Raw genomic sequence first — 22,657 nt, forward strand, 5'->3', positions numbered from 1 at the left:
CGAAAAAGCTGCTGTCAAGAAAAAGGACTTAAAACAACTGCATCGCTGAAAAATCATAAAGCCCCCTTGAAAATTTTTCTATTCAAATTTCCCTATTTTAGGGAATTTCACTCAGCATCCAGTATTTGTTTAGGGTAGCCATCACTTCCACAAAGTTAGAAAAAGTAACAGGTTTAAGAATATAGCCCGCTACATTCAAATTATAAGCTTTTACTTTATCTCTATCTTCATTAGAAGTTGTGAGGACGATTACCGGAATCGACCTCAAACATTCATCCAGTCGCAATTCTTGCAAAAACTCGATCCCGCTCATTCTCGGCATATTCAAGTCCAGCAAAATCAACCGGCGCGCTTGAGGCATGGGAGGATCTATTTTTCCTTGTCCACGCAATATAGCTAGAGCTTCTAATCCATTGGCAGCAATGTAGAGGGGGTTGACGATGTTATTTTTTTTGAAAGCTCGCCGGACGTTCATCACATCAACCTCATCATCTTCTACCAAAAGAATATGAATTTTTTTGTCTTGCATAAATCAGCCATTTTCTAGATGTTTTTTAAGCGCCCGTCTCGTTGGCGAGGTTTTGTCAGCACGGATCGCGAACCCAGCAGGTTTAATATCTATTGTCCTTTGTCAAGAATCATTTATGCCGGGGTCGATGACAGTATCTACCTGCAGGCGTACTTGCCCGTCATTCGATTTTGGATTTGAGATTTGAGATTTTGGATTGACCCGACGGATAAATGCGGGGGCTTGAGGATTTTAGATTTGAGATTTGGGATGGATTCCACGGATAAATCACGTGGCGGGTACCACATGAAGAAATTCGCTTGTCAGAGGATGAGCGGTGCAGCGGAGATCCAAAAACTCGCCAATAACACCCGATCGAGCTACGGTAAAATCTAAAACTCATCTACATTATTATTAATCGCCATGTCAGCCGATCGCAAACTCTACGAAGGCAAAGCCAAAATCCTCTACTCCACCGAAGACAGCGAAATTTTGCTGACCCACTTCAAAGACGACGCCACAGCCTTTAACGCCCAGAAACGCGGCAGCATCGTCGGCAAAGGCGAAATCAACTGCGCCGTATCCGCCCACCTGTTTCGGATGCTAGAAGCCAAAGGCATTCCCACCCACTTCATCGACACGCCGGCCCCCAACCAAATGCGAGTCTGTCGCGTCCAAATTTTGCCCTTGGAAGTCGTAGTCAGAAACATTGCCGCCGGCAGTCTTTGCAAGCAAACCGGACTCGCCCTCGGCACAATTGTCAATCCGCCGCTGGTCGAGTTTTATTACAAAAACGACGATTTGGGAGACCCGCTGCTGACCCGCGACAGGCTGCTGCTAATGCAGCTAGCCACCCCGGAACAAGTAGACCAACTAGAAATCGCCGCCCGCGAAATTAACGAAATACTCAAAGAATTTTTCAGCCAGTGCGGCATCACCCTGGTAGACTTCAAACTAGAATTCGGTATCGACCAACATCAAAATCTGATCCTCGCCGACGAAATCAGTCCCGACACCTGCCGCCTCTGGGACAATGCAGAAGCCGACCCCGACGCCCGTGTTATGGACAAAGACCGATTCCGCCGCGACTTAGGATCGGTAGAAACCGCTTACCAGCAAGTTCTCCAACGCGTTCTCGCTCAGAAAGTCTAGAGGCCTTGGTAATGCGCTAGAATTGCACAGTTTGTTACCCTTCTGCTTTCGATGTCAGCAATCAGCGGTCAACAGTCATCAATTAGCGATCAGCGCGAAATTCAACCGACTTAATAACTAATGACTAATGACTAATGACTAATGACTAATGTGGTGTGTGGATTCCAAAAAAGTGAACAAAAATGCGTTTATCTGCTGTATTGGTGGCAGTTTTTACTGCCTCAGCAACATTCGGGTTATCAAATTCTGCTTCCGGCCAAACATCCTACTCTGAATCAGCAGAGGAAGCTTTGACTGCCGCCGGGCCCGCCCCGTCGATCGAATTACCCGATCGCCCCCTTCCAGAATTAACCCCAAACCCTCCTCAAAACCCTAAAGCCGCTAAAACCAGCAAAGGGGAAGCCCTAAAAATAGCGGAGGCCCCTGCCAGAGGAGGGAACGACCGCGAACCCCCAAACCAAGTCACAGACCCGCCATCCCCGGTTTCACCTCCGATCCTTGAACTCAAACCCGAGCTAGCATCCAACCCTTCCCCCGCCTCTAGCAGCCAAAACGCCCTGCCAGAGGCGCAACAGGAAAGCTCGCTCCCCCCATCGGAAGCGGCGGTAACGCCCGCCTGGATCGCAGCAGAGCTAGGGAAACCAGATGAATCCGAGGCGATCGCTCAAAACGCCCAAGTTCCGACAATACCGGCCCCGACGGGACCGCCGACTAACACCGTTCCTCCATTGCCCCCTGGCCGGGCACCGCAGCCGAGACAAGCCCCTGCACCCGCCGGGGCGGCAGAACCGCAAGTGCTAGTAGCAGAAGTTACAGTCACCGGCGCGACGGAAGACTTGGAAACCGAAATTTACCGAGTCATCAGCACCCAACCGGGACGCACAACCAACCGCAGCCAACTGCAACAAGACATCAACGCCATTTTTGCCACGGGCTTTTTTAGAAACGTGCGGGCAGTACCGGAAGACACCCCGTTGGGCGTCCGGGTGACTTTTATTGTGCAGCCAAATCCGGTGCTGCAGGGAGTGACAATCACCGGTCAGCAAGTGCTGCCCCAAAGCGTAATTGACGAAAGCTTCCGCGATCAATACGGCAAAATTCTCAACCTCCGCCGCTTTGAAGAGGGAGTGAAAAAAATTAATGCGTGGTATCAAGAGAACGGCTATGTTTTGGGCCAAATCACTGATGCCCCGCAAGTAGCAGACGACGGCACTGTCACCCTGGTAGTGGCAGAAGGCCAGATCGAATCCGTTGATGTCCGCTTCCTGAACAAGGAGGGAGAGGCAACAGATGCGACGGGTCAGCCGATCGGAGGCAACACCCGTCAGTTTGTCATCACCCGCGAAGTAGAACTCAAGCCCGGAGACATCTTTAACCGCACCAAGGCGGAAAGAGATTTGAGACGGGTGTTTGGTTTGGGAATTTTTGAAGACGTGCGACTTGCCTTGGAACCGGGAACGACTGACCCCCGCAAGGCAAGAGTAATTGTCAACGTCATTGAGAAAAATACCGGTTCTCTGGCGGCTGGTGCAGGTTTGAGTTCCGCGACGGGTTTGTTCGGTACGCTGAGTTACCAGCAGCAAAACTTGAGAGGTAGGAACCAGAAATTGGGGGCTGAAGTACAAATCGGGGAACGCCAAAATCTGTTTGACTTGAGTTTTACAGATCCCTGGATTGCGGGCGATCCTTACCGGACTTCTTATACGATTAATGCGTTTAGAAGACGATCGATCAGCGTGATTTTTGACGGCGGCGAACGGGAAGTCAGATTGCCCAACGACGATCGACCCCGCATCAATCGTACTGGTGCCGGTATCAATTTCACCCGTCCCCTGGATCGGAATCCTTTTGCCGATTCTGAGTGGACAGCTTCAGTAGGCTTGCAGTACCAGCGAGTCTCAATTACCGATCGCAAAGGCCGGCGCGAATCCGAGGACGAACTCGGCAACCTGTTGAGTTTTAGCGATTCGGGTTCGGATGACTTGACAACTTTGCAAGCAGGTGTTGTACGCGATCGGCGCAACGACCCCCTCCGCCCCACTAGCGGTTCCCTGCTCAGATTTGGGATGGAACAATCGATTCCTGTAGGTTCCGGCAGCATCCTGTTAAACCGCCTGCGGGCCAGCTACAGCTTGTACCTACCAGTCAAGTACACTAACTTTACCGCCGGCCCTCAAACCCTGGCATTCAGTTTTAGGGGCGGCACCGTATTCGGAGATTTGCCTCCCTACGAAGCCTTTGCCTTGGGCGGCGCCAACTCGGTGCGCGGATACGACGAAGGCGACATGGGAGCCGGCCGCAGCTTCCTAGAGGCCAGCGTTGAGTACCGTTTCCCGATTATTTCGTTTATCGGCGGAGCGCTATTTTTGGATGCTGGCACTGACTTGGGCACGGGCAAAGATGTCCCAGGCGACCCGGCAGGTATCCGCGAAAAGCCCGGTAGCGGTTACGGTTACGGCATCGGCGTGCGGGTTCAATCTCCTTTAGGGCCGATCCGGATCGATTACGGTATCAACGACACTGGCGACAATCAAATTCACTTTGGAATTGGTGAGCGATTCTAAGTTGACAGTTGGCAGTTGGCAGTTGGCAGTTGGCAGTTGACTGTTGACAGTTGGCAGTTGACTGTTGACAGTTGACTACTAACTACTGACTACTAACTAATGACTACTGACTACTAACTAATGACTATTGAACGTACCTTAAAATCTGAATTTGAACTGTCGGGAATCGGTTTGCACAGCGGCGAACAAACTCGCGTCCGAGTTTTGCCTGCAGAGGTTGGGGAAGGTCGCTATTTTGTCAGAATTGACTTGCCTGGTGCTCCGAGAATTCCTGCAAAAATTGAGGCGGTTTGCCAGACTGCACTTTCAACGGAACTGGCAGGTATCGATGCTCAAATTCGCACTGTAGAGCATCTATTAGCCGCTTTGGCGGGGATGGGAGCGGATAATGCTCGAATTGAGGTTGATGGGCCGGAAGTGCCGCTGCTGGACGGTTCGGCTCTGGTTTGGGTAGAGGCGATCGCCCATACCGGCTTAGTTCCTCAAGAATCTAAGCAATACCCCACTTCCTCCTTTGTCGTTAGTGAGCCAATTTGGGTGCGTCACGGGGATGCTTTTGCAGCAGCTTTACCCTCAGCCGAAACTCGATTTAGTTACGGAATTGATTTTGAGGAACAGGCGATCGGCAATCAATGGTACAGTTGGTCGCCAGAGGCAGAAAGTTTTGCGACGGCGATCGCCCCAGCCCGCACTTTTGGACTTGCTCGCCAAGTTGACCAATTGCGACAAGCTGGTTTGATCAAAGGTGGTACCCTAGAAAACGCCCTAGTTTGCGATCGATCCGGCTGGCTCAACCCGCCTTTGAGATTTGCCAACGAACCAGTGCGCCATAAAATCCTAGACTTAGTAGGCGACCTCAGTCTGCTCGGAACTTGGCCAAAAGCTCACTACTTGGCTTACAAAGCCAGTCACAACCTGCACGTCCAACTCGCCCAAGCCCTGAACTCCCAAGCTCTAGCTACGCTAGATAAAAGTTAGGAAAAAACAGGCGATCTTCTGTTAAGATTACATCTTCCTTCTGCCTTCTGCCTTCTGCCATACCACACTCAAAATTCTTCAAGAAATGTCTACGCTGACTGAAGTTAACACCCTCAATACTGCTAATTCTGAATCCGTCCCCACCAAAAACGGTGAAGATTCTCCAGCGGTTAAATCTACTTTTACTCTCGAAGAAGTTCAGAAATTATTGCCTCATCGCTATCCTTTTGCACTGGTTGACAAGATTGTTGATTACGTGCCGTCCGAGAAGGCTGTAGGAATTAAAAATGTGACTTTTAACGAACCGCATTTTCAAGGGCATTTCCCCGGACGGCCGATTATGCCTGGAGTATTAATTGTCGAAGCGATGGCTCAAGTTGGCGGTATTGTTCTGGCTCAGTTGCCCGATATCAAGCAAGGATTGTGGATGTTTACCGGAATTGATCGAGTCAAGTTCCGTCGTCAGGTTGTACCGGGCGATCAGTTGCTGATGACTGTAGAATTGCTGTGGGTAAAACGCCGCCGCTTCGCAAAAATGCAGGCTCTGGCTGAAGTAGACGGACAAAAAGTTTGTGAAGGAGAATTGACGTTTTCGATGGTAGATTAAGTTGGTGATTGGTGATTGGTGATTGGTGATTGGTGATTGGTTATGTGTTATTTGGGGATTTCTCTATATTCCTGATAACCACTGACAATTGACAATTGACAATTGACTACTGATACTAAATCCTGGTTTGTTACTCCTTGATGATTCGGCGATTGCAATCGCTACTACACAAACGAAGTCCGCCGCGGACTAAGAAATAAACGGGGTATTTAAGCTTGATTTTGTATGAAAACTGAAAACTGAAAACTGAAAACTGACTAATAAAAAATGCTTACTTTGATTCACCCAACTGCTGTGATTCATCCCCGCGCTGAACTTCACCCGACTGTAGAAGTGGGAGCTTATGCTGTAATTGGGGAAAGAGTGAAAATAGGGCCGGAGACTAAGATTGGCGCTCATGCAATTATCGACGGGCTAACAGAAATAGGCGCTCGCAATCAAATTTTCCCCGGTGCGGCGATTGGTTTGGAACCTCAAGATTTGAAATATGAGGGTTCTCTAACTAGGGTGAAAATTGGCGACAACAATCTCATTCGGGAATACGTGACAATTAACCGCGCTACTGGAGCGGGGGAAAGCACGACTATTGGCAATCATAATCTATTGATGGCTTATGTTCATGTGGGACACAATTGCGCGATCGCCGATCGAGTAATTATCGCTAATGCTGTAGCCTTAGCCGGACACGTTAAAATCGAGTCTCAAGCCCGCTTGAGCGGTGTTTTGGGGGTTCATCAGTTTGTCCAAATCGGCCGTTTGTCTATGGTGGGCGGCTTGAGCAGGATCGATCGAGATGTGCCTCCTTATATGCTAGTCGAGGGAAATCCTTCGAGAGTGCGAGCAATCAACAAAATAGGCCTCGAACGCGCCGGTTTTACCCAAGAAGATTTGCTACTTTTGAAGAAAACTTTTCGTATTCTATACCGTTCTGGCTACACTCTCGATCGAGCTTTGGAACAGTTGGATTTGTTGCCAGAAAACGCCCACTTGCAGCACCTGCGGAGATTTATGCAGCAGTCTATAACCAAAGGGCGACGCGGTTTGATTCCTGGCAAAAAGTGAATGAGGTAGAATAAACCTATGAACTAAGCGACTGTTGCCCTATGAATGTATATACTTCTGTCAAATCTACATCCCCTGAAACAGAACCAGATGGCTGCATCAGGTTCTCAGATGTTAGTTGGGAGCAATTTGAAGCGATAGAAGCAGCTTTTAAAGATGTCAGAGGTGTGAAATTTTTCTATCTCGATAAAATACTGCAAATTATGACTGTCTCGCCCGAACACGAAATAATCAAGAAAACTCTCTGTATGCTGCTAGAGGCATATATGAGAGCAAATGGGATTAGATTTTACGGCAAGGGCGGCCCGACTCTGGGTAACAGAGAATTAGGCGGTAGAAAAGAGCCGGATGATTCCTATGATATAGGAACCCAAAAAATAGTCCCAGATATTGCTATTGAAGTGGTAATTACCAGTGGCGGGATAAATACTCTAGAATTCTACAAAAGATTGGGAGTTCGGGAAGTCTGGTTTTGGCAAAATAGTCAGTTATCTCTCTATTACTTAACAGGTGAAAATTATGAGCAGATTTCCCGGAGTACATTCCTTCCCGCTCTGGACTTAGAATTACTGCTACGCTGTGCTAATATGCCCGATCAATATGATGCTGTTACCGAGTTATTAGCCAACATCTCACCTGTATAAAGTCAGAATATGAAAATTTTTATCAGCACTGGTGAGGTTTCGGGCGATTTGCAAGGCTCTTTGTTAGTTGCAGCCTTAAAACGTCACGCTGTCGCGGCTGGTTTGGAGTTAGAAATAACAGGATTGGGCGGCCCTCGTATGGCGGAAGCTGGGGCTACTATTTTAGGCGATACTTTGGGCATTGGTTCTATGGGCCTTATAGAATCAGTGCCGTATATTTGGCCAACGATCCAAGTTCAGCAAAAAGCTAAACAATATCTCAAAAACTTCCGCCCCGATGCTGTTGTATTGATTGATTATTTGACTCCAAATCTCGGTATTGGCAGCTATATCCGCCGCTGTTTGCCTGATTTGCCCGTGGTTTGGTACATCGCACCTCAAGAATGGGTTTGGTCGATTTCTCCTCGCAATACTGATCTGATTGTCAATATTTGCGACCAACTTTTGGCAATTTTCCCAGAGGAAGCTTGTTATTATCGAGAAAAAGGAGCCGAAGTGAGTTGGGTTGGTCATCCTTTGGTGGATAGAATGCAATCTGCGCCCAGCCGGGAAGTTGCCCGCAAAACTTTGGGAATTGGACCGGAACAGGTGTCGATCGCCCTAATTCCCGCTTCTAGACACCAAGAACTCAAGTACCTGATGCCGGTTATATTTGAGGCAGCTCAAATTATTCAAGCTAAATTGCCGGAAGTTCATTTTTGGATTCCGCTTGCTAATAACGCTTTTCGCCACAAAATTGAACAGGCGATCGAGAATTACGGTTTGCGGGCTACTCTGTTAGAAAATCAAACTCTGGAAATCTTGGCTGCTGCCGATCTGGCGATTACTAAATCTGGTACTGTTAATCTGGAGCTGGCTTTGCTGGATGTTCCGCAAGTTGTCCTCTATCGCGTCAGTCCAATTACGGCTTGGATTTTTCGCCACGTGCTGAAATTTTCGATTCCTTTTATGTCTCCGCCCAATTTGGTGCAAATGAAGCCGATCGTCCCGGAGTTGCTGCAAGACGAGGCGACTGCGGAAAATATAGTGCATCACGCATTGGAATTGCTGCAAAATGCCGATCGGCGCCAGCAAACTTTGGCGGGTTATCGGGAAATGCGGGAAAGTCTCGGAGATGTGGGCGTGTGCGATCGGGCGGCTGCGGAAATAATGAAAAATGTCAAATTAAATACAGCTTCTTAAAGCATTTTTTGTATTTAAAAGTTATGTATAAACCCGGTTCCTTTGTGGCTGGCTCGTGGACAAATTCACGATTTATTACCAGAAACGCTGTTGATTTCCTTAATTTCTATTAAAGCAACTTTTTTATTGAAATGTTATGCCAAGCAATCGGAAAAAGCGACCGATCGCTGTTGATTTATTTGCAGGTGCGGGCGGCATGACTCTGGGCTTTGAACAAGCAGGTTTTGACGTACTTGCCTCAGTCGAAATTGACCCTATTCACTGCGCCACACACGAGTTTAATTTCCCGCTGTGTTCTATTCTGTGTAAAGATGTCACACAGCTTACGGGCTCGGAAATTCGGAAAAAATCGGCGATCGGGGGGCGCGAGATAGACGTAGTAATCAGCGGTTCGCCCTGTCAAGGATTCTCGATGATGGGCAAGCGCGATGTGGACGATCCACGAAATTCTCTAATTTTTCACTTTCAGCGCTTAGTTTTGGAGCTAAAACCCAAGTTTTTTGTAATGGAAAATGTACCGGGAATTGCATCAGGAGAACACAAAGAACTCCTGAATGTTTTAATTAGCTCTTTTCTGAAACGTGGCTATAAAGTAGAAGAAAATTATCAAGTTCTCAACGCTGTTAACTATGGAGTGCCGCAAGCTCGCAAACGATTGTTTTTGATTGGGTGCAAAGCAGGTTATGAGCTACCCAAATACCCTCAGCAAACTACTATATTGCCCAAAATTAAAATTCCTAAACGCTATAAAAAAATTAATTTACCTGCTGTTCCGACTGTTTGGGATGCGATTGGAGATTTGCCGGAAGTGGAAAACTACAGCGAGTTGCTGCACCGAGATTGGGTAATGGCAGAGTACGGAAAGTGCAGCACTTATGCGAGTATAATGCGCGGAATTGATGGTTTGGATGATGATTATTCCTACGATCGCGAGTACGATCGACAAATCCTCTCTTGTAGTTTGCGAACTAAACATTCTCAGGAATGTATAGAAAGGTTTCAGGCGGCAAAACGCGGCGAAAAAGAGCCGATCAGCCGTTTTTACAAGCTTCACCCCGACGGAGTTTGCAACACTCTCAGGGCCGGAACCGACAGGGCTAGGGGGGCTTATACTTCGCCGAGACCGATTCACCCGATCGCCCCTCGGTGCATTACAGTCAGAGAAGCTGCGCGACTGCATTCCTATCCTGACTGGTTTAGATTTCATGTCACAAAATGGCACGGTTTTCGCCAAGTCGGAAATTCTGTACCGCCGCTATTGGCGAAAGCTGTCGCAGCGCAAATTATTAGCGCTTTGGGCGTGACAGCCATTAAGCCGAGTCTCAAGCTGACATGGGGAGATGATTCCTTGCTTAAACTCAATTGGTCAGAAGCAGAAGAATATTATCTAAAAAGTTAAGAATTAGATTGACAGCGTATATGCAGGGCTACCCCCAATTAAGCGCGGGTTTAGCGTCCCTTGTATCCGTGGACACAGTTCGATGACCAGCACAAGATGTCCCCAGTAGTTAAACAAACCGGGAATGTATTCCGGCGCGCTGTGCAGTTTGTTCAAGGTAAAAGTGGGAACTATTTCGACTACTGGTCTGCAATCCAAGGCGTAGCATCCTAGACATAAAATAGCAAAATTAACATCTGCATATCATGGGAGATTTGAGATTGTGAAAGTCTACCGGAAAACATTTTGATAAATTTCGCTGAGTTTTGCAACAATTACGAGTCTTTTGGACTTCTAGAGCTATTGTGTAAAAAGTGTATTTTCAGGAGACTCAAATACTATGGGTTGGTTTAAAAGACTGTTCGGACTCGAAAAGCCTGCACCCCAGGCTGAACCGATGGCACAAGTAGTACAGCAAGCAGCACAAGCGCAATCCATCGCTCCTGCTAAAGTCGGCCCAGACGGAAATTTTGACGAAAGTGGCCTCGCGAAGCGGGTTGCTTTAGCTTTTGACAGCGATGCAGAAGTTGCTGATATCGAGACTGTTTGGGTTGCTCAGCTCAGCAGCACGGTTGTTCTCAAAGGTCAAGTTCCCAGTCAGGAAATTCTCGACAAGTTGGTGGCGATCGCCTCTGCTGAAGAAGGTGCCACAAACGTGCAAACCGATCAGGTGACAGTCGGCTAGTTATTCGGAACCGAAGTAGTTTCGCTCCGGGGCTGCTCGAAGCAGTCAAAAACTGGATTAATACCATTTTTCTAAAGATGTGCTATGGATGAAGTCTTAGCCCCCCCGCGGGAGGGGGGGTTGGGGGGGTAATATCTAGCGCTACTTTATGAAACTGGATTAAACCCGCTGCGGCGGGTTTTTTCTTGCCGTCTCCCCCTCAAAATATTAATTTTTGTAAAAAAAAGCGATTTATCTAAAAAAACAGTATAATTGAATACAGAAACTAAAAATGTTTTAGCGAAGAAAACCAACGCTGACCTGATTGCCCTTTTTATCTCGATAAATATAAGGATCAAAAAATATGAAACTCACTTATCGCGGTTCAAACTACGAGTACGACATTCCGACAGTCGATATGATCGAAGGGGAAGTCGCGGGCAAATACCGGGGTCAAAACTGGAACTATCGGTATCCGAGACACATTCCCAACCCCAGAAAATACGGCGGCACAAACCATACCAAAAAGCGAGATGCTCAAGCTGGCGATCGTGATGTCGCAGCAGCTAGCGCTTCAGCGAGGGTGGATTATTACCCAACAGTTGTGGAAGTGGCGCAAGTACACCAGGCGAATCTTTGCAATATTCTCGATCGTAGAAAGCAAGCAGCCAAAGCCAAGGGCGATGAAACACTGCTGCGCTTGCTAGAAATTGAGTCAAGACAAATGGTGTGTTAGAGAAAAAGCTTCAGAAAACAAAGCGTTTGTAAAGAGGGGGGAAATCAGCAGCGGCTTGATTTCCCCCCTCTTCCCATAAAGCACTTTCCAGGTAAGTGATATCAAATCCGGTAGCATCGGAATTATTCCTCTCTGTATTCTCTCCCTCTGCGTTCTCTGCGCCCTCTGCGGTTAAATCATTCCGATACAACCGGAAACGATATGAAGTACAAATAAACCAGTTTCTGTCACCCCTTGACACAAACCACCTGCTTCAAAGTCGCCACAACTTCCACCAAATCCGACTGCTGACTCATCACCTCATCGATCGACTTATAAGCCCCCGGAATTTCATCTAAAAATTGCTCATCTTTCCGGCACTCAACCCCGTCAGTCTGCCGCACAAAATCATCGAGAGTGAATACATTCTTCGCTTGAGTGCGAGACATCAAGCGCCCCGCACCGTGACTGCAACTACAGTAACTTTCAGCATTTCCCTTCCCTTTAACAATGAAAGATTTCGCCCCCATCGAACCCGGAATAATCCCGTAATCCTCAACATCCGCGCGCACAGCACCCTTGCGAGTCACATACACATCTTCGCCAAAATGCACCTCTTTTTCCGCGTAATTGTGGTGGCAATTCACCTCTAATAACGGCTTAACAGATTTGCCACCCGCGACGTGCTTTTCCACAATTCGCTTAAACCGATTCATCATTACATCGCGATTAAAACGAGCATAATCTTGCGCCCACTGCAAATCGTGCCAGTAAGCCGCAAACTCCCGCGTACCCGCTACAAAATAAGCCAAATCTTTGTCAGCCAGATTAATTTCTGCCAGTTTAGCTAAATCTTTAGCAGTCTCGATATGCTGCTGTGCGAGCAAATTTCCAATGCCGCGAGAACCGGAGTGCAGCATTAGCCACACAAAGTTTTCAGTATCAACGCAAACCTCAATAAAATGATTACCGCCGCCGAGGGAACCCATTTGTTTTAAGGCTTTATTGTTTTGGTGCTGCACACCTTGATGAAGTTCCTTAAACTCGCCCCATCCTTGCCAGTTGGTGACAGTTGTTTCTACTTCTTTGTTTTCCGAAAATCCGACTGGAATTGCTGCTTCGATATCGAGGCGAATTTGTTTGAGTTTGCCTTCTAGTTTGTTGGCTTTGAATGGCATTTTTATCGCAGACATACCGCAACCCACATCGACGCCCACAGCCGCCGGAATAATCGCTTCTTTTGTGGCAATTACTGAACCGACTAAAGCACCTTTTCCTAAATGTACGTCGGGCATTAGTGCGACGTGTTTGAATACAAAGGGCAAAGATGCTACGTTTGCGGTCATCTTGGTTTCTTTTTCGCCCAGGGCGTGATTTGCCCAAGATAATACTGGTTTTGGGGCTGATATGTCTAATTTTTCGTAGGGCATTTTTGTTTAAGTTGGTTTTGCAAGTTTGTTATGTAGTACGAGTGTAACACAAAGACTTTCGGATGTCAAACACACTAATTCTCGTAGGGTGCGTCAGTCTGGAATTTCTTTTGGGAGTCATAGAATTTTTACTGACGCACCTTACCCACTAATTCTTGCCGCGTCAACTTCACATCAGATGCAGTAGCGGTATTGTTGGTAAGTCCGACATTCCGACAGGGAATGAATTCCCTGTCTCATAGCAAAAGTCCTCTGAAAGAGGACTGAAATCCCTCGCACTTCCCGTCAAAATCTACAGTCGGTTTTAACCGACAGTCCGACAGGGAATGAATTCCCTGTCTCATAGCTAAAGTCCTCTGAAAGAGGACTGAAATCCCTCGCACTTTCCGTCAAACTCTACAGTCGGTTTTAACCGACTTTCGCTATGAGGCAGGGGTTTCAACCCCTGTCGGATTGTGGGAAAGCGAGTGAAAAGCTAACACGGCACAAGAAGCGTTTTGTATTGGAAATCCTTAAGAAATGCCTAAAGATTGAATGAATAATTTACTGTAGGGTGCGGATTCTTGTACCTTCGCCAGGGAACCAAACAGCTCTTTTCCCCCGAAGATAACTAATGTTTTCTGTTTAGAGTCAGGTTCTTGAGTCAGGATTTGTGAATGAACGGACAGAATGCTATCTGAATCCCAACGATAGAAATAGTGCAAGTCGCCGCAAAGCCCTTCTTCAACATCCTTGAGATTGGGATAAAGTTCTTTAGACGAACGCGGCTCGTGACCGATTAAAATTAGTTGCTCTGATATCTCCATTTTGTTAAGATCGATTAGATACATGAGCCCTTCATCAGTATTAACTAGAATGCGATCGTCTGATAGGTAGCACATATAGCTACCAAAACCGTCACTCAGCCCAGGCCAAGGCCATTCGCATATTCCCAGTAGATTGCGGTCAGGAAAACTGAATCGGCTGATTTTTCGGCCGCAATCATGTACTATTATAAATTCGCCACCAGCAGGGTGAAATTCTGGAGGCCCCATGTAATCATCGGCACAGAGAACCTCTACGGCATGAATTGTCATACCATCATCATAAAGCCAATAGATTTGCGATTCGCCCTGACCATCGGTAGTCCAAACAGCTAAAATTTGATTTTCTGGGTGTCGTTGAAACCAGAATCCACGGCCATAAAAAGGGTCTTTGAGCCTAATATTTCGTTGGATATGCCATGAATTAGTATCGCGAATTTGAATCTCGACTTCCTCGCCTTCAATTAATTTGATACACCAAAAATGCACGCCGTCTGCATCAAACCAGCAGTCCATAAATCTATTCTTGCTATACGAAAACTTAACAGGAGGGTTAGGTAGGAGTTCTTCAAAGAGGATCTGGTTTTCTGCTGCCACAATTGCTAAGTGATTGCCATTTGCCATAATTGCTGCCAGCAAATCGCCTTTGGGACTAATGGCTAAACAGCTAATTTCGTCGGGAAGCTGGTATTCGTATTTTGGCGACAAGTTACGATCGACTAAAGTGACTTTTTTGCGATCGCCACTGACAATCGTCGCCCACTCGGAATTAATGGGTTGATTTATGTGTGAGAACGACCAGTCAATTTGTATTTCATTTTTTGGTAAAATTAGCATAAAGATATTTCAGCGTAAATAAGCTCTATTTTAACTGAAATTTTGCAGCATTTATCGTAGGGTGCGTCAGTCTGGAATTTCTTTGGGGAGTCAGAGACTGTTTACTGACGCACCTTACCGACTAATTATCGGCGCGTCAACTTAACATCAAATGCAGTAGCGGTATTGTTGGTAAATCCGACACTCCGACAGGGAATGAATTCCCAGTCTCATAGCTCAAGTCCTCTGAAAGAGGACTAAAATCCCTCGCACTTCCCGTCAAAATCTACAGTCGGTTTTAACCGACTTTCGCTATGAGGCAGGGGTTTCAACCCCTGTCGGATTGTGGGAAAGCGAGTCAAAAGCTAACACGGCACAAGAAGCGTTTTGTATTGGAAATCCTTAAGAAAGGCCTAAAGATTGAATGAATAATTTACTGTAGGGTGCGGATTGTTGTACCTTCGTCAAGGAACCAAACAGCTCTTTTCCCCCGAAGATAACTAATGTCCTCTGTTTAGACTCAGGCTTTTGACTCGGCAGTTGTGAGTGAACCGAAAGAATCCTATCTGAATCAAATCTATAAAAGCAGTCCAAGTCGCTGCAAAGCCCTTCTTCCTCATTAAGATTAGGATAAAGTTCTTGAGAAGGACGCGGTTCATGACCGCTTAAAATCAGTTCATCTAACATTTCCATTTTGTTAAGATCGATTAGATACATAAGTCCTTCATTAGTGTTAATTAGAAGGCGATCGTCCGATAGGTAGCACATAGAGAAGAGAAAACCGTCATCAGAATCAGGCCAAGGCCATTCGCATATTCCCAGTAGATTGCAGTCAGGAAAACTGAATCGGCTGATTGTTCGCTCACAACCATGTACAACCACAAATTCGCCACCAGCAGGATGAAATTCTGGAGGCCCTGTGTCATCGGGACATGGAACCTCCACGGCGTGAATTTCCGTACCATCGTCATAAAGCCAGTAGATTTGCTGTCCGTCCTGACCTGCGGCAGCCCAAAGAGCTAAAATTTGATTTTCGGGGTGCGGGTGAAACGAGAAGGAACTCCAGCAAAAAGGGTCTTCGAGCAAAAGTTGTCGTTGAATTTGCCACGAATTGGTATCGCGAATTTGAATCTCGACTTCCCCGCCTTCAATTAATTTCATGCACCAAAAACGCACGCCGTCTGCATCAAACCAGCAGTCCTGAAATCCATTTTTGTTATACGAAAACTTAACAGGAGGGTGAGGTAGCTGTTCTTCAAAAACTAGCTGGTTTTCTGCTGTCACAATTGCTAAATGATTGCCATTTGCCATAATTGCTGCCAGCAAATCTCCTTTGGGACTGATGGCTAAACAGCTAATTTCGTCGGGAAGCTGGTATTCGTATTTTGGCGACAAGTTGCGATCGACTAAAGTGACTTTTTTGTGATCGCAACTTGTCGCAATAGTCCAATCGGAATCAGTGCGTTGATTTATGGCTAAGATACCCCAGTCAATTTGTTTTTCATGTTTTGGTAAAATCAGCATAAAGATATTTCAGCGTAAATAAGCTCTATTTTAACTGAAATCTTGCAGCATTTATCGTAGGGTGCGTCAGTCGGGAATTTCTTTGGGGAGTCAGAGACTGTTTACTGACGCACCTTACCGACTAATTATCGGCGCGTCAACTTAACATCAAATGCCGTACCAGTATTGTTGGTAAGTCCGACAGTCCGACAGGGAATGAATTCCCTGTCTCATAGCGAAAGTCCTCTGAAAGAGGACTGAAATAGATCGTATTTTTCCTCAAAATCTACAGTCGGTTTTAACCGACAGTCCGACAGGGAATGAATTCCCTGTCTCATAGCAAAAGTCCTCTGAAAGAGGACTAAAATCGATCGCACTTCCCGTCAAAATCTACAGTCGGTTTTAACCGACTTTCGCTATGAGGCAGGGAATTCATTCCCTGTCGGATTGTGGGAAAAGCGCGTATTTGCTGGCACTAAATTATTACAAATTCGGAGTCTTTCTCCCCACCTTCTGCACAGGAATAGCAACCGCCTGCGGTTTCTTATTCCCTGCAAACATACCAAATAAATCGTGCAGCAAAATGTAAAAACACGGAATAATAAACAGCGTCAGCAGCGTCGCCAGCGACAAACCGGAAAACACCACCACACCCAGCGGTTGCAAGAATTCCGAACCGTCGCCAATGCCCAAAGCTAGGGGGAATAAACCCAAAACTGTAGTAATAGTTGTCATCAAAATCGGACGCAAGCGCTGAGGTGCGGCCCTGAGAATTGCTGTGGCGCGATCGACCTTTTCATCTTCCCCAATTTGGTTCGCCAACTCCACCATAATAATCGCATTATTTACCACAATTCCCACCAGCAAAATCGCCCCCACAATCACCGTTGCGCCGATCGGAGTTTTAGTCGCATACAACCCGAAAATCCCCCCAGCCAAAGCCAGGGGCACCGTTAACATAATCACCAGCGGATCGACAAGCGAATTGTACTGCACCGCCATTACCACAAATACCAAAAACGCCGCCAAAGAACCCAAAACAATCAGCGAACTTTGCAATTCCCGGTTGGTTTCCGCCGCCGAACTCGGTATGACTCGCACTCCTTGCGGCAATTTTATTTCTGACAAAACTGCATCCACTTGTTTCAAAGCATCGCCCAAACTCGCGCCCTTATTAATATTCCCCGCAATCAAGAAAACTTGGCGCTGGTTAAGCCTTTGAATTTCCCCCGGCGCTTTTCCCAGTTCAATATTCGCCACATCGCTCAAGCGGATAATGCTGTTATCCCTAGCAGTTAAAGGAATAAATTTTAGTTCCGAAACCGATTGGACAGAATCGCGATCGAACTGTACCCGCACATCAACCAAACGGTTTCCCCGCTGCAATTGCGTGGGAACAGAACCTTGAATTGCTGTCTGAATCGCCTCTCCAATTTGCCTCGCATTCAACCCGTAGACTTCCGCTTGTTCCCAGTTGGGGCGAATCTGCACTTCCGTTTGCTGCGGGTCTCCATCCGGGCGAAAACGAGCTAATTTTACCTTTTGATCCAAAGTTGCCAATATCTCGCGGCCAGTTTGCTGCAATATTTGTTCATTTTCGCCCTGAAGCAGGACATCTACTTCAGCGCCCCGCACTGGCGAATTAGTTAAAACCAAACCCCGCACATTTTCTGGAATCAGGCGCAAACGAGTGTTTTTTGGCAAATCAATTTTATTCAATTCTTGCGTAACTCGCTGCACAAAATCCAATGTATTGGTGCCCGGTTTCAGCGTAATGTTGCAGCCGCCGCGCAGCAAATTCTCAACCGTATTGTTGCCGAATAACAGCCCGCCCACCGTCGTCAAAGTGTATTGAGTTTCTGGTTGGCTGAGGATAATTTTATCAGCTTCTGCCATGATTTTTTGGTTGGTTGCCAAATTTGTGCCTGCAGGAAACAAAGCAAACAATCTCGCTTGACCGGTATTAATTCTGGGCAATATTTCCTGGGGAATTTGACCAGCCATCAGCCAACTGCCGCCACCCAATCCAATAATCGCTACTGCAATGATAATCAACCGCCACCGCACTACTCCCGATAAAAATTTCCCGTAGCCGGCGGTAGCATTGGTAAAAGCTCGATCGAATGCGCGCAGCGGCCAAAAGTTGCTCAAACCGCTGGATACCCGCAGCGCTAGCAGTCGAGAAGCCATCATCGGTACAACTGTCAATCCGACAATCAGAGAGGCGGCGACGGAAAAGGTGATGGTGAGAATTAATTCGTTGAAAAGTAAGGAAACTAAGCCGCCGATGAGCAAAAATGGCAGTACGGCAACTAAGTTAGTGATGGTGGAAGCAAATAAAGCTGATTCTAATTCTTGGCTGCTTTTTTCTGCTTGCTGAATCAACTGCTTGTTACTTAAACGCTGCTTGCCGTTGGCACTGTTTGCATTGCTGGTTCCTTCGACAATATTCTCCAGCATGACGATCGAGTTATCGACCACAATTCCCACACCCAGCGCCAAACCACCCAAACTGAAAACGTTCAGAGATAGGCCAAAAACTCCCATCAGGATAATCGCCATTAAAGTTGCGAGGGGAATTGCCAGGACAATAATCAAAGTTTGGCGAAGTGAAGCGAGGAAAAGCAATACAGATGCCCCCGCTAAAACAGCCCCGGTTAAACCAGAAAATACGACGTTACTAATAGAATCGCGGATAAATTTAGACTCATCAAAAGTAGTAACGATAGTCGTACCTTCGGGAATTGCCCCGGATGTTTTTAATTCTTCTAGCCGCTTTTTGATGCCATCTACAACTGAAATTGTATTCGCGTCTGGCTGCTTTTGAATGCTAATTTTTACGGCTGATTTCTGATTGAGAAATACTTTAACTCGCTCTTCTTCTGTACCGTCAATTACCTGAGCAAAATCGCGCAGAAAAACTCGTTTTGGCGGATTGGAACCCGATGCTTGAAAAGAAATTGCCTGAATTTCTTTCGCGTTCTGAAATCGCCCGACGGTGCGGGTTAAAGGTTCTGCTGCTTCTTGCCGCAGCCGCCCGCCGGAAGTGTCCAGGTTCCGGGATTCGAGCGCTGATAAAACGTCAGAAATACTGACACCTAAAGATTGCAAGCGATTTAAGTCAATATTTACTTGAATTTCTTCTTGCACGCCGCCGGCCACGTCAATTGCTGCGATTCCAGGAATTACGTTTAGTTCTCTGGATAATTCTTCGTCAGCAAATACGCGCAAATCTACTCCTTGCAGGGAGTCGGAAGTGAGGGCAAATTCGTAAATCGGCTGCTGGGAAGGGTCAACTTTAAAGAGAGTGGGCGATTCAACTGTATCGGGAAGTCGGTTGCGGATGCGGTTGACAGCGGCGGTGGCGTCGTTGAGGGCCTGGTCGATGTTGCCCCCGGGTTTGAAGAATAAATCGACGCTGACTTGTCCTTCGCGAGTGCGGGAGAAAACTTGCATGACGCCTTCAGTGGCGGACAGCCCTTGTTCGAGGGGGCGGGTAACTTCGTCTATTGCTACTTCTGGGGATACGCCTGGGGCGTTCAAGCGCACGCCGATGCGGGGATAGGTGATGGAGGGTAGCAAGTCAACGGGCAGTTGGGTGATGTAGAAAAGGCCCACGATTATGATAGCAAGTGTCAGCATGAGGGTGCCGATGTGGCGACGAATCGCGGTCGCGCTAATACTGAATCCGGTTTTGTCAGGAGTCATTCGATTTTAGATTTTAGATTTTAGATTTTAGATTGAAGAGTCGGCCCCGTCATTCAGACTAATTCTAGTAGGGTGCGTCAGTCTTGAATTTTTCTAGGCGGTGAGAGAATATCTACTGACGCACCTTACGAGGAGTATAATAAATCTTAATAAATATTCCCAAAAGTTTTTGTGAATATTTCTTTAGAGGTAGTCGATCGCCCACAACGCAGATTGGCAGAAATTGCAAGGGGCTTTTGAATCTCTCTAACTTATCGCCATCAGGAACAGGCAAGATGCCTGTTCCACAACAAATAAACTTTCTTGTGGAACAGGAATCTTGCCTGTTCCTAAAGTCTTCTTCCCTTTTCCCTCTTCTTTATTCCTTCTTCCTTCTTCCCTCTTGCTGACATCCGTTACATCCGTTACAGAATCCGTTGCCGAACTTCCTTCATTTACTGTACTTGAGAGCCGTGGGCGCGGGGGTCGGAGCTACTTGTTTTCACAGGCCCTGTGGGGGGAGTAAAATTAGAAACTTGACCGCCTGCTTGGGCGTGTGGCAGAGGTTTTCCTGCAATTAAAGCTTCTAAGTTAGCTTCCATAATACTGCGCGGCATTTCGCCCATCGTTTCAGCAACGGCGCTGCCTTTATCGTTCAAATAGACAAAGTGCGGAATGCCATCTACTCGATATTTTGTGATTTCGGGCAGCCATTTGTCATTATCTACATTCAGCATCACAAAATTCATCGGTTCGGCGTATTTCTGTTTGATTTCGCTCAGATCCTTAGCCATTGCCTGACAGCTACCGCACCAATTAGCATAAAATTCCATCAGTGTCGGTTTGCCATTTACCAAAGCTGTTTCTAATGGCGTTGAAGCTTTTGCCATGTCGGTGAGACTGCTTGACGGCGTTTGGGTTTGCAGCCCGAAGAAGATGGATATTGAAAGGGCGATCGCTGTTAACACGATCAATAAGTTTCTGAGGCGCGTGGCGACTTTTGTTTCGGGATTTTTGGCGACGGGGGCGACCGTTGACTTGGGCGAATTCTGGGTCATAAAATAAATTGCGCTTTGATTTCTATGTTTTTATTTTAAATAATAGATTCAGATTATACCACATTTTGAGATAATCAGACCCATTTCATAAAAATTTGTGCTAAAGGCAGTAATTAGATTAAGTGCGCTAAAACAGAAGATAACAAAGATTGTTTGTAAATTACCGAGGACTTGCAGGGTGAAAAAACGGGTAACACTGACGTTTCCCCAACGATCGATCCAAATGCCTGTCACCTATCGACTGGCAAAGGATTTTAATGTTGCAGCCAACATTATCCGCGCTCAGGTGGCTCCGAATCAGGTGGGCAAACTGGTGCTAGAGTTATCAGGGGACATCGACCAACTAGAAGCCGCGATCGACTGGATGCGATCGCAAAATATCGGCGTTTCCCTAGCCAGTCGGGAAATACTTATAGACGAAGATATCTGCGTTGACTGCGGTTTATGTACGGGGGTTTGCCCGACAGAAGCCTTGACCCTTGACCCAGAAAGCTTTAAACTAAGTTTTGCTCGATCGCGCTGTATCGTTTGCGAGCAGTGCATCCCTACTTGTCCGGTGCAAGCTATTTCTACTAACCTCTAAGCCCTGTACAAACTCATCGGGAGCATCATCTTTTTTTTTGCCTGGTTCTCCTAATTGTGCCATTGGATGAAAAAAAACTCTTGGGTTTCCCTAACTCTACTTTTTGTTACTTATTTCACTTTTGGCTGGAAATTATCTGAGTTTGATGTTCCCCCGCACCTGACTTGGTTTCTAGCCATAGCTTCAATTCTAGTGTTGACTGCCGCCTTCTCGTTCCCGTTGAAAGACATAAAAGCATTAATTTTGCGGTGGTTTTCGAGTGATATGGGTGCTTTTATTTCTATAATTTTAGGAGCTTTTGTAGCAGTAGTAATTATTGCTTGGATGCACCTTTTTGCTACTTGTTTACTCTTGATTTCAGCCGGAGCTTTGGCAAGACTCGATATTCAAATATCTGGTTGGAAAAATTGGCGGGCTTTTGCGGTATTAGCTACCATTTCTTTAACAGGTGTGGGGTTGGGCGGAGCGATCGAGTTTTGGGCAAAAACAGGCAGGCTCGTATTCTCTTAATTCGGAACGGGAAATTCATCCAACCAAATTCTATAACTCGCAATGGATATTTAGCCGAAAACTATCAGATCGCCCATCAATAAATACAGCTTATTTTTTTTCAATCCCCCACCCCCGGATTAATTCCCCGTTCCGCGCCGTAATCATAGCAGTTTTCCAGCCTCGTGAGGTAAAGCTTCTCAATTGCCGATTCCCGGTTGCGCGTTACTAATTCCCAATTACTAATTACCCATTACCGACAAACCTGGAGTGGAACTGAAAACCCCTAGGGCAGTATTGAAGTGTAGCGACTGTTGCTCAAAATGTTATTGCCAAGAACCCGCAAGTCCCGCAGCCAAAAACTCATCGCAATAAAAAAGCAGCTTTAGGGAGCTGCTAGTCAGAATGCATGAGGTATTGTTTTTAGAATAGGACAGGTTGAATTCGATCGGTGCTGGGTTACATTTTTTGATACGGGAGAGTTGATTAGTGAATGGACGATCGTAAAATCGTCACATAGCAGAGTATCATTGATGCTAAATTTCCCGACAATCAAGTTAGCGTTTAACTGTCCTTGCGCCCTACAGCCCTTCAGCGGTGGGGCCATTTTATTTTTAGGGAGAACTCAATAGCCGACTTTAACGCATCAGATGAGTCTGCCATTAGTTCTTGTATAAAATCTCCGCATCGCCACATCCTCATAGCTGGTAAAAGTATAGTCATTTATAGACATGGGAGGCTTCAAGTCCCTCCCCTTTCACTTTTACTTTGAGC

The 22,657-nt window shown here is 46.6% G+C and carries 18 protein-coding genes; 12 read left to right on the forward strand and 6 right to left on the reverse strand.

Annotation, left to right across the window (positions count from 1 at the left end; genetic code table 11):
- Positions 1 to 97: 97 nt before the first annotated feature.
- Positions 98 to 529: a response regulator gene (locus QT973_RS16970; protein WP_333053165.1), complete on the reverse strand. Its 432-nt coding sequence runs from the start codon at positions 527 to 529 to the stop codon at positions 98 to 100.
- 402 nt (positions 530 to 931) lie between these two features.
- Here QT973_RS16970 and purC point away from each other — a divergent pair, with 402 nt between their 5' ends.
- The 10 genes from purC to QT973_RS17020 all read left to right on the forward strand — a co-directional run bounded on the left by purC (position 932) and on the right by QT973_RS17020 (position 11,535).
- Positions 932 to 1,660 (forward strand): phosphoribosylaminoimidazolesuccinocarboxamide synthase, encoded by a 729-nt coding sequence (gene purC, locus QT973_RS16975; RefSeq protein WP_333041222.1) that lies wholly within the window; start codon positions 932 to 934, stop codon positions 1,658 to 1,660.
- A 182-nt stretch (positions 1,661 to 1,842) separates the two neighbouring features.
- Positions 1,843 to 4,224 (forward strand): BamA/TamA family outer membrane protein, encoded by a 2,382-nt coding sequence (locus QT973_RS16980; RefSeq protein WP_333053164.1) that lies wholly within the window; start codon positions 1,843 to 1,845, stop codon positions 4,222 to 4,224.
- Positions 4,225 to 4,344: 120 nt separating this feature from the next.
- Entirely contained in the window at positions 4,345 to 5,202 is an 858-nt protein-coding gene (gene lpxC, locus QT973_RS16985) for a UDP-3-O-acyl-N-acetylglucosamine deacetylase (protein ID WP_333053162.1), read from the forward strand.
- Between the two features lie 85 nt (positions 5,203 to 5,287).
- On the forward strand, positions 5,288 to 5,809 hold the full coding sequence (gene fabZ / locus QT973_RS16990) for a 3-hydroxyacyl-ACP dehydratase FabZ (protein ID WP_333053161.1): 522 nt from the start codon (positions 5,288 to 5,290) through the stop codon (positions 5,807 to 5,809).
- A 267-nt stretch (positions 5,810 to 6,076) separates the two neighbouring features.
- Positions 6,077 to 6,871, forward strand: a complete 795-nt coding sequence (gene lpxA / locus QT973_RS16995; RefSeq protein WP_333208292.1) for an acyl-ACP--UDP-N-acetylglucosamine O-acyltransferase — start codon at positions 6,077 to 6,079, stop codon at positions 6,869 to 6,871.
- A 41-nt stretch (positions 6,872 to 6,912) separates the two neighbouring features.
- Positions 6,913 to 7,515 (forward strand): Uma2 family endonuclease, encoded by a 603-nt coding sequence (locus QT973_RS17000; protein WP_333053159.1) that lies wholly within the window; start codon positions 6,913 to 6,915, stop codon positions 7,513 to 7,515.
- A gap of 9 nt (positions 7,516 to 7,524) precedes the next feature.
- Positions 7,525 to 8,697, forward strand: a complete 1,173-nt coding sequence (lpxB, locus tag QT973_RS17005) for a lipid-A-disaccharide synthase (protein WP_333270550.1) — start codon at positions 7,525 to 7,527, stop codon at positions 8,695 to 8,697.
- Between the two features lie 136 nt (positions 8,698 to 8,833).
- Positions 8,834 to 10,096, forward strand: coding sequence for a DNA cytosine methyltransferase (locus QT973_RS17010; protein ID WP_333391767.1), 1,263 nt, complete (start codon positions 8,834 to 8,836; stop codon positions 10,094 to 10,096).
- 379 nt (positions 10,097 to 10,475) lie between these two features.
- Positions 10,476 to 10,820 carry a BON domain-containing protein gene (locus QT973_RS17015; protein WP_333053154.1) on the forward strand — a complete coding sequence of 115 codons (345 nt, stop codon included), beginning with the start codon at positions 10,476 to 10,478 and terminating at the stop codon, positions 10,818 to 10,820.
- Between the two features lie 343 nt (positions 10,821 to 11,163).
- On the forward strand, positions 11,164 to 11,535 hold the full coding sequence (locus QT973_RS17020; protein WP_333262236.1) for a DUF4278 domain-containing protein: 372 nt from the start codon (positions 11,164 to 11,166) through the stop codon (positions 11,533 to 11,535).
- 227 nt (positions 11,536 to 11,762) lie between these two features.
- Here QT973_RS17020 and QT973_RS17025 read toward each other — a convergent pair whose 3' ends face one another.
- From QT973_RS17025 to QT973_RS17045, 5 genes are all read right to left on the reverse strand, one after another.
- Positions 11,763 to 12,944 carry an RtcB family protein gene (locus QT973_RS17025; protein WP_333232145.1) on the reverse strand — a complete coding sequence of 394 codons (1,182 nt, stop codon included), beginning with the start codon at positions 12,942 to 12,944 and terminating at the stop codon, positions 11,763 to 11,765.
- A gap of 512 nt (positions 12,945 to 13,456) precedes the next feature.
- Positions 13,457 to 14,584, reverse strand: coding sequence for a hypothetical protein (locus QT973_RS17030; protein ID WP_333391769.1), 1,128 nt, complete (start codon positions 14,582 to 14,584; stop codon positions 13,457 to 13,459).
- 381 nt (positions 14,585 to 14,965) lie between these two features.
- The gene (locus QT973_RS17035) at positions 14,966 to 16,087 is read right to left on the reverse strand and encodes a hypothetical protein (RefSeq protein WP_333391771.1); all 1,122 of its coding nucleotides are present in this window, start codon (positions 16,085 to 16,087) and stop codon (positions 14,966 to 14,968) included.
- Positions 16,088 to 16,549: 462 nt separating this feature from the next.
- Entirely contained in the window at positions 16,550 to 19,774 is a 3,225-nt protein-coding gene (locus QT973_RS17040) for an efflux RND transporter permease subunit (protein WP_333391773.1), read from the reverse strand.
- A gap of 434 nt (positions 19,775 to 20,208) precedes the next feature.
- Positions 20,209 to 20,811 carry a thioredoxin family protein gene (locus QT973_RS17045; RefSeq protein WP_333058562.1) on the reverse strand — a complete coding sequence of 201 codons (603 nt, stop codon included), beginning with the start codon at positions 20,809 to 20,811 and terminating at the stop codon, positions 20,209 to 20,211.
- A 178-nt stretch (positions 20,812 to 20,989) separates the two neighbouring features.
- On the opposite strand from QT973_RS17045, the gene QT973_RS17050 reads away from it, so the two are divergent.
- Positions 20,990 to 21,394, forward strand: a complete 405-nt coding sequence (locus tag QT973_RS17050) for an NIL domain-containing protein (protein ID WP_190741019.1) — start codon at positions 20,990 to 20,992, stop codon at positions 21,392 to 21,394.
- 66 nt (positions 21,395 to 21,460) lie between these two features.
- On the forward strand, positions 21,461 to 21,904 hold the full coding sequence (locus tag QT973_RS17055) for a hypothetical protein (RefSeq protein WP_333058561.1): 444 nt from the start codon (positions 21,461 to 21,463) through the stop codon (positions 21,902 to 21,904).
- The last annotated feature ends 753 nt before the right edge of the window (positions 21,905 to 22,657 follow it).

The organism is Microcoleus sp. Z1_A1 (assembly GCF_036700305.1).
In the GTDB taxonomy this organism is placed as follows: domain Bacteria; phylum Cyanobacteriota; class Cyanobacteriia; order Cyanobacteriales; family Microcoleaceae; genus Microcoleus.